We start from the raw sequence: 12,960 nt of genomic DNA on the forward strand, positions 1-12,960 counted from the left end.
CGATGACGACGAGCGAGCCCGTCCGGCCCCTGCCCACTGCATTGACCGCGCTCCTGGAACTGGCGCTGAACCGTTGGCTGGATGCCTCCGAGGAACCAGCGGTTGCGCGGCTCGCGGGGCATTCGATCGCGGTCGAGGTCCGGCCGCCTGGCTTGGGACTGGTCTTCCTCGGCGCCGCGGACCGGCTGCAGGTATTGGGCAGCCTGGAGGGCGAAGAGCCCGACGTGACGCTGAGCGGGTCGCCCGTGGGCCTGGCGGCGGCGCTCTCGGGCGGGGATCGCTCCGGGATCTCGGTGCGGGGCGATGCCGCGGTGCTGACCGATCTGCAGCGTGCGCTGGCGGGGGTCTCCTTCGACTGGGCCGGATGGCTGGAGTCGTTGACCGGTGCGGGCACCGCCGGTCCACTCCTGCAGGCGGGCGAGGCCCTCCAGAGCCATGTCCGCCGCTTCGTGCAGCGCGGCCTGGACGATACCGTCGACTACGCCCGCGAGGAGGCACGCTGGCTGCCGCCCTCCGGGGAATTCGAGGCCTGGACCGGGGACCTGGCTGAACTGCGCGATGACACCGCCCGCCTGGAGGCGCGAATTGCACGCCTGGAGGCCGGATCTCCAGCGAAGGGCTCAGCCGCCGACGGTCCCGGACTGCCCGGCCCCGGATGATCCGGACCTTCAAACAGGGTCTGCGCCTGTGGACCATCGGCCGCGTGCTGGTGCGCTACCGGCTCGACGCCATCCTGTTTACCCTGAAGCCGCTGCGGCCGCTGAGCTTCCTGCTGCACCTCCTGCCGTGGAACTGGTTCCGGCGCGAGGAGGGTACCCGCGGCGAGCGGATCCGGCGCTCGCTGGAGGATCTCGGGCCGATCTTCATCAAGTTCGGGCAAATGCTGTCGACCCGGCGCGACCTGCTGCCGGACGACATCGCGCTGGAGCTCGCGCGGCTGCAGGATCGGGTGCCGCCCTTCCCCAGTGACCAGGCCCGAATGGCGATCGAGAAGTCCCTGGAGCGCCCCATCGATATGATCTTCGCCGAGTTCGAGGACATCCCCCTGGCCTCGGCGTCGATTGCGCAGGTGCATTCGGCCCGCCTCCGTGACGGCCGCTCGGTGGTGGTCAAGGTGGTGCGGCCCGGCATTGACCGTACCATCCGCGCCGACCTGGAGATCCTGCACCTGATCGCCTACCTGGCGGATCGGTACTGGGCCGACGGCCGCCGCATGCGACCGCGGGAGGTGGTGTCGGAATACGAGAAGACGGTGCTCGATGAACTCGACCTGGTGCGCGAGGGCGCCAACGCGATCACCATCCGCCGCAATTTCGAGGGCAATCCGTTGCTGTATGTGCCCGAGGTCATCTGGGACTACACCCGGACCAACGTGATGGTGATGGAGCGCATCAGCGGCATCCCGGTCGCGCACATCGAGGAGCTGCGCACGCGGGGCGTCGACCTGAAGCTGCTGGCCGAGCGCGGGGTGGAGATCTTCTTCACCCAGGTCTTCAAGCACAACTTCTTTCATGCGGACATGCATCCGGGGAACATCTTCATCGATGCGACCGACCCGGCGGATCCGAGTTACATGGCGGTGGATTTCGGCATCGTCGGCAGCCTGCTGCAGTCCGACCAGCACTATCTTGCGGAGAACTTCCACGCCTTTTTCAGCCGCGATTACCGGCGCGTCGCCGAGCTCTACGTCGAGTCCGGGTGGGTACCCGAGGGGACCCGGGTCGACGAGTTCGAGGCGGCGATCCGCTCGGTCTGCGAGCCCATCTTCCAGAAGCCGCTGGACCAGATCTCGTTTGGTCACGTGCTGCTCCGGCTCTTTCAGACCGCGCGGCGCTTCGACATGGAGGTCCAGCCGCAGTTGGTGCTGCTGCAGAAGACACTGCTGAACATCGAGGGGCTGGGCCGCCAGATGTACCCGCAGCTCGACCTCTGGACCACGGCCAAGCCCTTCCTCGAGCGCTGGATGTCGGAGCAGGTGGGGCTGCGGGCATTCCTGCGCAGCGCCGAGCGCCACCTGCCCAGGATTCTGGTGCAGCTGCCGGAACTGCCGGTCCGGCTGCAGGAGGCGCTGGACGCAGAACGCCAGCGCGCCCAGCGCGATGCCGCCCTGCGCGCCGAGGTGCGCGAATTGCGGAGCCTGCTGCAGCGTGACGGTCGACGACGGCTCGAGTCGCTGGTCGGCTTCGGATTGCTGCTGGGCGCCGGCATCCTCACCCAGATGGAAAGCGTGCCGCAGTGGTTCGGGCTTGCCTGGCCAACCTGGCCGCTGGGCCTCATCGGGCTGGGGCTGTTACTGTTCAGCCTGCGCCGCGGCGATGGGGCGCTGAAGAGCATGCGTACCATACCCCGCCGGCTGGATTGACGAGACGGGGCCGTGCTGAACCGCTCTCGAATGCCTGGGAGCGAATGGGCGCGCGGATGGATCGCGCACGCCTGCCACGAGGACGGGGCGCTGAAGGCGCCATTAGACGTGTGACAGCACACTAGGGGACTGGACGATGTTCGAAGCAGCGGAGTTGGGCCGTACCCTGGACAAGGGCGCCTACAAGGAAATGGTTCCGGACCTGCGCGCGGGGCTCCTGAACCTGCAGCAGGACCTTCGCGACTGCGACTTCCCGGTGATCCTGCTGATTTCGGGTGCCGATGGCGCAGGCAAGAGCGAGACGGTCAACATGCTGCACCAGTGGATGGACCCTCGCGGGATCGACACCGCTGCCTTCGACGAGCCCACCGACGAGGAACGCGAGCGTCCGGCCTTCTGGCGTTACTGGCGCGCGCTGCCCCCGAAGGGCCGCGTGGGCGTGTTGTTCGGATCCTGGTACAGCGATCCGATCGCGCAAAGGGTGGAGGGCAGGATCGACGACGACGTTCTCGCCGTGATGCTCAAGCGCATCAATACCTTCGAGAAGATGCTGGTGGACGGCGGCGCGCTGCTGATCAAGCTGTGGTTTCACCTGGGCAAGGAGATGCAGGTCGAGCGCGTCAGGAAACTGCGCAAGAATCCGAAGACCAAGTGGCGCATCGGCGAGCGCGATATCGCCGCGCTGAAGTCCTACGACACCTTCCGCGCGGTGGCGGAACAGACCCTGCGCCTGACCAGCACCGGCGAGGCGCCGTGGCTGATCATCGAGGGGTACGACGAGCGCCACCGCAACGCGACCACCGCGAACCACATTCTCGAGGTGGTACGCAAGCGGATGGAAATGGATCCGAAGACCCTGCGCGGCGCGACGACGGCGTGGAAGACACCGCGGCAGGGGGACAAGACGATCCTCGATTTCGTCGATCTCGAGAAGCGGCTGGAGAAGAAAGACTATCGCAAGGAGCTGGCCAGGCTGCAGGGCCGTCTCAGCGTGCTCTCGCGCGCCGCACGGGAGCGCAAGGTCAGCTGTATCGTGGTGCTGGAGGGCTGGGATGCGGCAGGCAAGGGCGGCATCATCCGGCGGGTGACGCGGGCGATCGATGCCCGCAGCTACCGGGTGATCACGATCGCCGCGCCGACCGACGAGGAGCGTGCCCACCACTATCTCTGGCGTTTCTGGCGACACATTCCGCGCGGCGGGCGCTTCACCATCTACGACCGCTCCTGGTACGGGCGGGTGCTGGTCGAGCGGGTCGAGGGCTTCGCCGCCGAGGACGAGTGGATCCGGGCGTACCGCGAGATCAACGAGTTCGAGGAGGAGTTGACCGACCACGGCATCGTGCTGGTGAAGTTCTGGGTGCATATCGACAGGGACGAGCAGTTGGCCCGCTTCAAGGCGCGCGAGGAGACCAGTTTCAAGCAGCACAAGCTGACCGAGGAGGACTGGCGCAACCGTGAGAAATGGGACGACTACGCCCACGCGGTGAACGACATGGTCGAGCGCACCAGCACCGAGTTCGCCCCCTGGAACCTGATCGAGGGCAACGACAAGCGCTGGGCACGTGTCCGCGCGCTGCAGATCCTCTGCGAGCGTCTGGAAAAGGCGCTGTAGCTCTACGCGATGCGGATGCTGACCAGGGCCACCACCGCGAGCAGCAGCGCGAACAGCAGGGACGCGTCGCGACGCCAGAGTTGCTCGGTGAAGCGACCCAGGCGGTGGTCGGCGCGTCGGTAGCGTTCCAGCGCCTTCGCCTCCAGGTTCCGAAGGACGCGCCTGACAGCGGGCCCGGTCACGCCCAGGGCCTGGCCCGCGCGCAGAGCGAGACCGGGCAGCGGGGTCAGCAGCACCAGCACGTCCGCGGGCGGAATCGGTAGCGGACGCAGCCAGCGCCACGCCAATGCGGCCAGCACGAGCCCCGCGGCCACCGGCCATAGCGCATCGGCCAGGCCGCCGACGGCCGCCATCCATGGCACCTCGATTCCCCACAGGGGCAGCAGCAGGATGCTCAGCACGGTCGCGGCGGTGATCAGGGCCCAGCCGTGCCAGGCCGTGGGCTGGGCCTCGTCGCGACCGGCCTCCAGGCGCAGCAGCCAGAGGTGCCGGGCCATCAGCGCGGTGGTGCCGATCGCCGCCAGCCCCAGCAGCAACGGCAGGTAGGACCAGACCTCGGGTACCGGTGCGTCGGCCAGCAGGCCGTATTTCAGACTCGCCTTGGCCACCAGCCCGCTGGGCATCAGTCCGGCCAGCGCCAGTGCGGGAATGCCGAGGCCGATCCAGAGCCAGAGCACCGGACGCCGCGTGCGGTGACGGACGACCTCGGTGCCCAGGAACAGGGCGGCCTTGGCCAGCGAGTGATGCAGCGCAAAGACGGTGATCGCGACGGCGAGCAGCGGGCCCAGTTCCGGGGCATACACCCAGGCCCCGATCCCGACCGAGATCAGTCCCATCTGACTGATGCTGGAATAGGCGAGCACGATGCGCGGCTGTTTCTGGTTCACCCCGATCAGTGCGGCCGCGAAGGCCGCGAACAGGCCGGTGAGCATGATGATCACGCCCCAGTGCTGCAGCCCGACGAAGCCCAGCGGCAGGGTCACCAGCCAGCCCAGCAGCCCCGCCTTGATCATCGCGCCGGCCAGCGCCGCGGCCACTGGCACCGGCGCGGCGCCATAGGCCAGCGGCAGGCTGAAATGCAGCAGCGGCAGACCGGCCTTGACTCCGAAACCGAGCCAGAGGCTGGCGATGATCAAATCGCGCTCCGGGGCGCCCGCGATCGCCTGCGGCAATTGGGCGAGCATGGGCAGCAGCGGTACCGCGGTGGCCCGGGCCGCGAGCAGCAGGCCCATCAGGATCAGCGCCTCGCCGAGCACCGCCAGCACCAGGTAGACGCGGCCTGCGCGCTGGGCGATTTCGTTCTGGTCGTGCACGATGAGCCCGTAGGCGGCGAAGGTCATCAGGGCGAAGCTGGTGTAGAAAAGCGCCACGTCCAGCGCCACGATCAGGCCAATGTTGCCGGCTAGCGTGAACAGCCAGAACACGCAGAAGCGTTCGCAGTGATCGCCCTCGGCCAGGTGTCCGCGCCCGTGGATGCCGGCGGCGAACCAGATCAGTGCGGTGAAGAACAGGAAGACCCGGGTGGTGTCGGTCAGGCCGAGATAGCCGCCGAACAGCAGCCAGCTCAGTTCGACCGTCTCACCGGGTGTTCCGAACAGCGCGAGCAGCAGCGCCGGCACCGCCGCCCAGGGCGCGATCGGGCCGATGTGCCGCCGCAGCCGCGGAACGCCCCAGAGCACGCCGAGCGCGAGTGGAACCCCGGGTGCGAGGAGCAGCGCGGTCGCGCCCAGGAGGCCGCTCATGGCAGGTACTCGCGACTGACGATCAGGTCCGCCCAGTACAGCGGGCTGAACGGCATGCCTGCGAGCACGCCGGCGACCAGCGCGAACGCGGCGGTGGCCAGTGTCGGGAGCAGCAGCCAGCCCGAGGTTTCGAAGCGGCCGAGGACCTTCCCTTCGCACCACAGCCGTTCCCGTCGGCGGAACCAGATCCGGTACAGGATCGGAAGGAAATAGGCCGCATTCAGCAGGCTGCTCAGGATCAGTACCCCGAGTACCCAGTTCATCCCCACCTCCAGCGCGCCGATGCCCAGGTACCACTTGCTGATGAACCCGGCCATCGGCGGGATGCCGATCATGCCGAAGGCGCCAAGCGTGAACGCGACGCTGGTCGCCGGCATGCGCTGCCCGGCGCCGTCGAGTTCGCTGATCTTGTGCACGCCCAGCGTCTCGGCATAGTTGCCCGCGCAGAAGAACAGCGTGATCTTCATCAGCCCCTGGTGCAGCAGGTGCACCAGGCCGCCCAGGGTGCCCACCGGTCCGAACAGGCTGATGCCGAGAATGATGTAGGACACCTGGCTGACTGTGGAGAAGGCCAGGCGTTTCTTCAGGTCGTCCTGGGCCAGCGCGCGCAGCGATCCGTAGATGATGGTGATCGACGCGGCCACCGCCAGCGGTCCGAGCAGGCCGAGCGAGAACGCGAACTCGATGCCGTAGACGTCGTAGACCAGCCGGGCGATGCCGAAGGCCCCGGCCTTGACCACGGCCACCGCGTGCAGCAGCGCGCTGACCGGGGCCGGCGCGACCATGGCCATCGGCAGCCAGGCATGCAGGGGAAACAGCGCTGCCTTCACCCCCAGCCCGATGATCATCATCAGGAAGATGCCGATCAGCAGCGGGTGCAGCGAGGGATCGAGCCCCGACAGCACGCCGCCGGGAACGAACTCGGTGTCGCCGACCAGCACGTGCAGCGCGACGACGCCGAACAGCAGCAGGGCCCCGCCGCCCAGCGTGTAGTAGAGGTAGACCTGGCCGGCGCGCAGGGACTCGCGGGTGCCCCGGTGCACCACCAGCGGATACGTGGAGAGCGTCAGCAGTTCGTAGAACAGCAGGAAGGTGAACAGGTTGCCGGCCAGCGCGATGCCGACGGTACTGGCCACGCAGAGGCTGAAGAAGCCGAAGAAACGGCTGCGGTTGGGGGCCTTCTCGAGATAGCCGATCGCGTAGATGGTCGTAAACAGCCAGAGCAGCGAGGACAGCCCGACGAACATCATTCCCAGGGCGTCGGCGCGCAGGATGAAGTCCACGCCCTCGATGATGGTGAAGCGAAACTCGTAATCGATGTTCTGGTAGACGCCCCAGACGATCCAGCCGACCAGCAGCAGCTTCACGACCGCGGCGGCGAGGTTGAACACGCTGCGCGTGGTGTGGCGCGACTCCGCGAGCAGGAAGATCACGGCCGAGGCCACCAGCGAGGTGGCGAGCACGCCGAACAGGATCAGAGCGTTCCAGGTCATCAGCCGGCTCCGAAGGCGCTGCCGAGGCGCAGCCAGAACAGCGGCAGATGGGCGGTCAGGCCGATCAGGATCGAGGCCGACGCGAGGATCAGTGCGGTGACGTCCAGCGTCAGCGGCGGCGTGATCGAGCGGTCGATCTGCGGCCCCTCACGGAAGGACATGCGGAAGACCTTGAAGATGTAAGCCGCGCTCAGCAGGCCGCCCAGGAACAGAACGATCAGCCACCACCACTGGTCGCTGAGGATCGCGCTGTGCAGCAGCAGCCACTTGCCGGTGAAACCGCCGCTGGGTGGAAGCCCCATCAGGCTGACGCCGGCCAGGCCGAAGCTGAACAGCGACATGGGCCGGAAGCGGCTGATGCCGACCAGGTGGCTGATCTGTGTGCTGCCGACGGCGAGGATCAGGTTGCCGGCGCTGAGGAACAGCGCCGCCTTGGCCAGGGCATGGGCCACCAGCATCATCAGCGTACCGTCCCAGGCGAGACGGGCGGCCTCCGGGCCGGTTCCGGTGACCAGCGGAAAGAACAGGAACAGGTAGCCGATCTGGGCCACGGTCGAGTAGGCGACCAGCTGTTTCAGGTGGTGCTGGCGCCAGGCCATCCAGCCGCCGTAGAACACCGCGCCGGCACCGAGCACCCCCAGCAGCTGCGCGGTGAAGATCGGCGTGACCTCCGGCCCGAGGACCAGCCAGATGCGCATCAGGATGTAGAACGAACCCTTGATCACCAGCGCCGAGAGCAGCGCGCTGACCGGCGTCAGCGCGCCCCCATGCGCCGGCGGCAGCCAGGCATGCAGCGGGAACAGCGCGGTCTTCAGGAGCAGGCCCAGGATGATCAGCGCCAGTGCCACATGGGTGGTGGCGTTCGGCGCGGCCGCTTCCTGCAGCCCCGCCATCGAAAGCGTGCCGTAGGTGGCATAGAGCAGCGCGACGCCGAGCAGGTACGCCAGCGAACCCAGCAGCGCGGCGAGCAGGTAGCGCATTGCGGCGGCCAGTGCCTGCGGCGTGGCGCGCAGCGCGACCATGCCCACCGCCGCCAGGCCCATCACCTCCAGGCCCACGTAGAGGTTGAAGATGTCCTCGGCCAGCCAGATCCCGTTCATGCCGGCCCAGAGTAGCCACAGCAGGGGCCAGAAGAAGCTGGACGAGGCCGGGTAGTCGCGCAGGTAGACCCGCGCATACAGGGCGCAGAGACTGGCGACCAGCGTGGTCATCAGGATCATCCCCACCGCGAGGCCGTCGACCACGAGGTTGATGCCGAGCGGCGCCTCCCAGCCACCGAGTTCGTAGATCCGCGGGCCTTCGAGCACCAGGCGCGCGAGGACATCGACGCTGGCCAGGGTAAGCAGTGGCAGGCCGACGAAGATCAGGCGCGGACGCCAGGCAGGCGTCACCAGCAGGCTCAGGATTCCCAGGGCCAGCGGCAGCGCGAACAGCAGAGGCACAGACCACAGGCCGATCACGTGTCCTCCGGCAGATCGGTGCGTCCGCTGGCGCGGTACCAGCGTCGAAACACCACCAGCGCCAAAGCGGTGGAGGCCACCGCGACCACGATGCCGGTAATCACCATCGCATGGGGTACCGGGTCGACCCCGCGGCCATCCTGGGCCAGTCCGACCAGCACCAGGAAGGATCCGCTGCCCATGATGTTGAAGGCCAGCAGTCGCCGCAGCAGGTGCCTGTGGGCGATGAACCCGAACAGTCCCAGGCCGAACAGCAGCACGCCCGACCAGGCAAAGACGAGGGCGCCGCTCATGGGGTCTTCCCTGCCTGCTCGCGGGCCTCGTCCGGGTCGTCCGCGTAGGGCGGCGTGAGCCGGAACAGGCTGATCAGGGTCAGGCCGATGGACAGCGTCAGGGTGAGTTCGATCACCAGGATCAGGGTGCCGGCGTATTCCAGGGGATAGGTGAGGAACGGCGCGCCGGGGATCATCACCAGCAGACCGACGCCCAGGAAGGTCAGCAGGCCCAGCGCCAGGCCGGCACGCATCAGGGTGGCGTTGTCCAGCCAGGCGGTGGTCACGCCCGCCAGACGCAGCAGGACCCCGGCCGCGGCCAGTACGGATCCGGCCTGGAAGGCGCCGCCGGGTTGGTACGAGCCGGCCCAGAGCAGGAAGCCGGCGACGATCAGGATCAGCGGCAACAGCCAGGCCATCACCGCGCGCAGCAGCGGGTTGTCCAGGCCCATCGCCTCGGGCTGGTCGGGCTGGGCCTCGCGCAGCGCCAGGGCCACGACCACGGCCAGCAGCAGCACCGCGATCTCGAGCAGGGTGTCGTAGCTGCGGAAGTTCAGCAGCACTGCGGTGACCGGATGGTCGACTCCGCTCTCCGGCATTGCCGCCGCCACCCGGTCCGGCAGGTTCTCCTCCGGCAACGGTCGGTCCAGCACCGCCCAGGCCAGCGCGACGGTGACCGCGACGCACAGCAGTGCGGCCGAGACGAGGCGCAGACTCACTGGTGTTTCCCCGGCTTGTCGACACGGCTGCCGAAGGGCCGGCGCAGGTAGCCGAGGGTATCGAGCAGCAGGACCCCGGTCAGGCCGGCGCCGATCGCCGCTTCGGCCAGCGCGATGTCCGGCGCATGCAGGCGGACCCAGGCCAGCGCCATCAGCAGGCCGAACACGATGAACATGACCACCGCCCGGAACAGGTCCCGGGCGGCCAGCGCCAGTCCCGCGGTCACCACCAGGGTCAGGCCCAGCAACAGGTCCAGCCAGGGCATCAGGTTCCCCCTCCGGACCCTGCCTTCCAGGGCTTGACGCCGCGCCGGCGGGCCGCGCGCGCGACCAGGTAGCCGGCGGTCGCGCTCGCCATCAGGGCCAGGCCCCAGATCAGCAGCAGCTTCAGGGCCACCGGCACGGACTCCGCGCTGAGAAGCAGGCCGAAGACGATCAGGCCCAGGCCGAGATTGTCGGCCTTGGTGAGCGCGTGGACGCGGGTGTAGACGTCGGGAAAGCGCAGAATGCCGAGGGTTCCCACCAGGAAGAACCCGACGCCGGCGAGCAGGAGAATGCCCTGCAGCAGGTCGATCAGGATCATGACGGCCCTTCGTGATTGTTGTTGGGGTCCTGCCGCCAGACCCGGGCGACGAACGCGAGCACCGCCATCACCGCCAGCAGTGCCAGCACCAGTGCGACGTCGCGCAGCGCCGGCATCCGCTGCAGTTCCGCGAGCACCAGGAGCAGCCCGACGCCCGTGGTGCCGAAGAGCTGGGCCGCCAGCATGCGATCGGCCACGGTCGGACCGCGCCAGATGCGGATCAGTCCCAGCACCAGCGTGACCAGGAGCAGCACGGCGACGAATTCGAGCAGCCAGTTCATGGATGCTGGCCGCCGTCGGCGGCGCTGGTTCGCAGTCCGAACAGGCGCGCGATCTGCAGCTCGGTCTCGCGCACGCTGCCCGACACATCGAGCCGGGAGTCCAGGCAGTGGACCTCCAGAGTGCGATCCTCGTCCAGGCGCACGCTGAGCGTGCCCGGCAGCAGGCTGATCACCAGCATCAGCCACCAGGTCGGAGCGCCCTCCGGCAGGACGACGGGCAGATGCAGGACCTCGGGACGCAGGGGCAGGGCCGGGCTCAGCGTGCGCCTGGCCACGTCCCATCCGGCGAGCAGGGACTGCCAGAGGAAGAAGCCGGCGAAAAAGGGCATGCGGTGCAGGCGCAGCCGGAAGCGCCCGGGCGGCGTCAGCCACAGGCTGACCGCGGCAGCGAAGACGGCCAGCGGCAGACCGAACCACCAGTCCTCGGTGCTGCCGCTCAGGATCCACCAGATGATCAGCAGGAGCCCGAGGCGCAATGCGTAGGCGCTGATCCAGGACAGGCGGTCCACTGCGTGTCGTTGTTCTGCCATAACGCTCCATCGTGGCCAGTCCGCCTGCGCATTATCCAACACGGCAGGTTGCCGGCATAGGATACCGGTCTGGACCATAATCTTCAGCCTGTCGTGCCGCGCAGCCGTATCGCGAGGCCCGGCATCCCGCCGGAGCACGGGTTTCCATCCAATGAGAGTGCGGCATGCGGTGGATCATGGATTCTCCGGGGGTACTCGCACACACTGCACCCTTCCGCTCTGAAAACCGCCCCTTCCCGAGGAGTCCACCATGCGCACCGCGATCATCGGCGCCGGCATCAGCGGCCTGACAACGGCCTTCTATCTCAAGCAGGCCCAGCCCGATCGGGAAGTTCACGTCTTCGACGCCGAGCCGATTCCCGGCGGCACCATGCGCACGGACACCCTGAGCGGGTTTCATTTCGAGGCCGGGGGCAACGGCTTTCTGACCAGCAAGCCCGACAGCATGCAACTGGTGAAGGATTCCGGGGCGGAGGATCTGTTGCTGCCGAGTTCCGACGCGGCCCGCAAGCGCTACATCTTCACCGAGCGGTTGCATCGGCTGCCGGAGTCACCGGGGCCGTTCCTGCGCACCAGCCTGATCGGCTGGGGCGCGAAGCTGCGTCTCGCGGGCGAACTCTTCGTGCCCAAGCGCAAGGAACCGGGCGAGGAGACGCTGCAGGAGTTCGGCTATCGGCGGATCGGCAAGGAGTTCACCGACGTCTTTCTGGATGCGATGACCGCCGGCATCTACGCGACCACGCCGGACAAGGTCTCGGTGAACGCGGCTTTCCCGCTGGTGGTGCGGCTGGAACAGGAGCATGGGGGGCTGTTCCGGGGGATGCTCGCCCGGCGGAAGAAGCAGGCGGGGCCGGGCGGAATACTCATGAGCTTCAAGGGTGGCGTCGGCAGCTTCATCGAGCACCTGCGCCGGACCATACCCGCCGAGTGGCACCTTGGTGCACCGGTGGAGGAGGTCGTCCCCGACGGTTCCGGTTACCGCGTGCGCGCCCGGGATTTCGAGGCGGTCTTCGATCAGGTGGTGGTGAGCACCCAGGCCCACGCCGCCGCCGGCATGCTCCGGTCGCTGGACGGGGACCTCGCCCGCCGGCTCGAAGCGATCGAATATTCGCCTGTCGCGGTCGTGGGGCTGGGCTGGAAGGAACTGGACCACCCGCTGGACGGCTTCGGGCTGTTGACCACCACCAGCGCCGGGCTGCCGGTCCTGGGCGTACTCTGGGACAGCAGCATCTTCCCCGACCGTGCGCCGGAAGGGTCACGGAGTGTCCGGGTGATGATCGGCGGTCAGCGCAATCCGGAGCTCGTGCAGCAGGACGAGGCGGGCCTGATCGCGACGGCCCGGGAGGGCCTGCGGCTGACCATGGGCGTCGACAAGGAGCCCGATGTGACCTTCGTCCAGCGCTGGGACAACGGTATCCCCTCGTATCGTGTCGGGCACATCGCCGCCGTGGACGATCTCTTCGCCCATGTCGAGCGGTATCCGGGCCTGCACCTGGGTGGCAACGCCTACCGCGGCATTGCCATGAACGACTGCGTGCGCAACGCGCGCGAACTTGCCGGGAAGCTCGCGGCGGCACCAGCGTAACGGAGGGCTTGGATTTACCACGAAGGGTACGAAGGCTGTGGAGTGGTAGCTCTGTGCGTTTGTCGGCCGGTAGGAGGCGAGCCTCTCGCCGATCTGGCGCCGGAAAACCCATCGGCCAGGGGCTGGCCTCCTACATCCGCGCCGGTTGAAACAACACCAATCTGAACACCGGTGAAGGCTTCGTGCCTTCGTGTCCTTCGTGGTGCAAAAGGCCCTTGAAAGGGTTGGCGAGTCTCGCACCCACCCATGGTCGCAAAGCAGCGTCATCCCCGGGACCCCGGCACGTCGGGTTACGCTACGCTAACCCGACCTACAGAACTT

The 12,960-nt window shown here is 67.9% G+C and carries 12 protein-coding genes and 1 pseudogene; 4 read left to right on the plus strand and 9 right to left on the minus strand.

Annotated features, from left to right (window positions below; all coding sequences use genetic code 11):
- Positions 1-2 precede the first annotated feature (2 nt).
- The 3 genes from EA346_RS07570 (at position 3) to pap (ending at position 3,974) form a co-directional block, all read left to right on the plus strand.
- Positions 3-659: an SCP2 sterol-binding domain-containing protein gene (locus EA346_RS07570; protein ID WP_296757202.1), complete on the plus strand. Its 657-nt coding sequence runs from the start codon at positions 3-5 to the stop codon at positions 657-659.
- Positions 656-2,362 carry a ubiquinone biosynthesis regulatory protein kinase UbiB gene (gene ubiB / locus EA346_RS07575; protein ID WP_296757204.1) on the plus strand — a complete coding sequence of 569 codons (1,707 nt, stop codon included), beginning with the start codon at positions 656-658 and terminating at the stop codon, positions 2,360-2,362. Before EA346_RS07570 ends, ubiB begins: the two co-directional genes overlap by 4 nt.
- Positions 2,363-2,498: 136 nt before the next feature.
- Positions 2,499-3,974 (plus strand): polyphosphate:AMP phosphotransferase, encoded by a 1,476-nt coding sequence (pap, locus tag EA346_RS07580; protein ID WP_296757206.1) that lies wholly within the window; start codon positions 2,499-2,501, stop codon positions 3,972-3,974.
- 2 nt (positions 3,975-3,976) lie between these two features.
- Here the strand turns inward: pap and EA346_RS07585 are convergent, their stop codons facing one another.
- From EA346_RS07585 to EA346_RS07625, 9 genes and pseudogenes are all read right to left on the minus strand, one after another.
- Positions 3,977-5,716: a proton-conducting transporter membrane subunit gene (locus EA346_RS07585; RefSeq protein WP_296757207.1), complete on the minus strand. Its 1,740-nt coding sequence runs from the start codon at positions 5,714-5,716 to the stop codon at positions 3,977-3,979.
- Positions 5,713-7,209, minus strand: coding sequence for a proton-conducting transporter membrane subunit (locus tag EA346_RS07590; protein WP_296757209.1), 1,497 nt, complete (start codon positions 7,207-7,209; stop codon positions 5,713-5,715). Before EA346_RS07590 ends, EA346_RS07585 begins: the two co-directional genes overlap by 4 nt.
- Positions 7,209-8,669, minus strand: a complete 1,461-nt coding sequence (locus tag EA346_RS07595) for a proton-conducting transporter membrane subunit (RefSeq protein WP_296757210.1) — start codon at positions 8,667-8,669, stop codon at positions 7,209-7,211. The genes EA346_RS07590 and EA346_RS07595 overlap by 1 nt, the downstream gene beginning before the upstream one ends.
- On the minus strand, positions 8,666-8,962 hold the full coding sequence (locus EA346_RS07600) for an NADH-quinone oxidoreductase subunit K (RefSeq protein WP_296757212.1): 297 nt from the start codon (positions 8,960-8,962) through the stop codon (positions 8,666-8,668). The genes EA346_RS07595 and EA346_RS07600 overlap by 4 nt, the downstream gene beginning before the upstream one ends.
- Positions 8,959-9,660, minus strand: a complete 702-nt coding sequence (mbhE, locus tag EA346_RS07605) for a hydrogen gas-evolving membrane-bound hydrogenase subunit E (RefSeq protein WP_296757214.1) — start codon at positions 9,658-9,660, stop codon at positions 8,959-8,961. The genes EA346_RS07600 and mbhE overlap by 4 nt, the downstream gene beginning before the upstream one ends.
- Positions 9,661-9,713: 53 nt before the next feature.
- Positions 9,714-9,926: pseudogene (locus EA346_RS07610) on the minus strand (hydrogenase subunit MbhD domain-containing protein); the annotation flags it as partial.
- On the minus strand, positions 9,926-10,243 hold the full coding sequence (gene mnhG, locus EA346_RS07615; protein WP_296757217.1) for a monovalent cation/H(+) antiporter subunit G: 318 nt from the start codon (positions 10,241-10,243) through the stop codon (positions 9,926-9,928). The pseudogene EA346_RS07610 and the gene mnhG, both read right to left, overlap by 1 nt.
- On the minus strand, positions 10,240-10,524 hold the full coding sequence (locus tag EA346_RS07620) for a monovalent cation/H+ antiporter complex subunit F (RefSeq protein WP_296757218.1): 285 nt from the start codon (positions 10,522-10,524) through the stop codon (positions 10,240-10,242). The genes mnhG and EA346_RS07620 overlap by 4 nt, the downstream gene beginning before the upstream one ends.
- Positions 10,521-11,054, minus strand: a complete 534-nt coding sequence (locus EA346_RS07625) for a Na+/H+ antiporter subunit E (RefSeq protein WP_296757220.1) — start codon at positions 11,052-11,054, stop codon at positions 10,521-10,523. Before EA346_RS07625 ends, EA346_RS07620 begins: the two co-directional genes overlap by 4 nt.
- 250 nt (positions 11,055-11,304) lie before the next feature.
- On the opposite strand from EA346_RS07625, the gene hemG reads away from it, so the two are divergent.
- On the plus strand, positions 11,305-12,639 hold the full coding sequence (gene hemG / locus EA346_RS07630) for a protoporphyrinogen oxidase (protein WP_296757221.1): 1,335 nt from the start codon (positions 11,305-11,307) through the stop codon (positions 12,637-12,639).
- The last annotated feature ends 321 nt before the right edge of the window (positions 12,640-12,960 follow it).

Source organism: Thioalkalivibrio sp., from assembly GCF_007692535.1.
In the GTDB taxonomy this organism is placed as follows: domain Bacteria; phylum Pseudomonadota; class Gammaproteobacteria; order Ectothiorhodospirales; family Ectothiorhodospiraceae; genus Thioalkalivibrio.

Bases quoted from the DNA above. Each gene is read 5' to 3' on its own strand.
- hemG (WP_296757221.1), top strand. From the start codon at position 11,305: ATGCGCACCGCGATCATCGGCGCCGGCATCAGCGGCCTGACAACGGCC.
- EA346_RS07590 (WP_296757209.1), bottom strand. From the start codon at position 7,209: ATGACCTGGAACGCTCTGATCCTGTTCGGCGTGCTCGCCACCTCGCTG.
- ubiB (WP_296757204.1), top strand. From the start codon at position 656: ATGATCCGGACCTTCAAACAGGGTCTGCGCCTGTGGACCATCGGCCGC.
- mnhG (WP_296757217.1), bottom strand. From the start codon at position 10,243: ATGATCCTGATCGACCTGCTGCAGGGCATTCTCCTGCTCGCCGGCGTC.
- pap (WP_296757206.1), top strand. From the start codon at position 2,499: ATGTTCGAAGCAGCGGAGTTGGGCCGTACCCTGGACAAGGGCGCCTAC.
- EA346_RS07625 (WP_296757220.1), bottom strand. From the start codon at position 11,054: ATGGCAGAACAACGACACGCAGTGGACCGCCTGTCCTGGATCAGCGCC.
- EA346_RS07600 (WP_296757212.1), bottom strand. From the start codon at position 8,962: ATGAGCGGCGCCCTCGTCTTTGCCTGGTCGGGCGTGCTGCTGTTCGGC.
- EA346_RS07570 (WP_296757202.1), top strand. From the start codon at position 3: ATGACGACGAGCGAGCCCGTCCGGCCCCTGCCCACTGCATTGACCGCG.
- EA346_RS07585 (WP_296757207.1), bottom strand. From the start codon at position 5,716: ATGAGCGGCCTCCTGGGCGCGACCGCGCTGCTCCTCGCACCCGGGGTT.
- EA346_RS07620 (WP_296757218.1), bottom strand. From the start codon at position 10,524: ATGAACTGGCTGCTCGAATTCGTCGCCGTGCTGCTCCTGGTCACGCTG.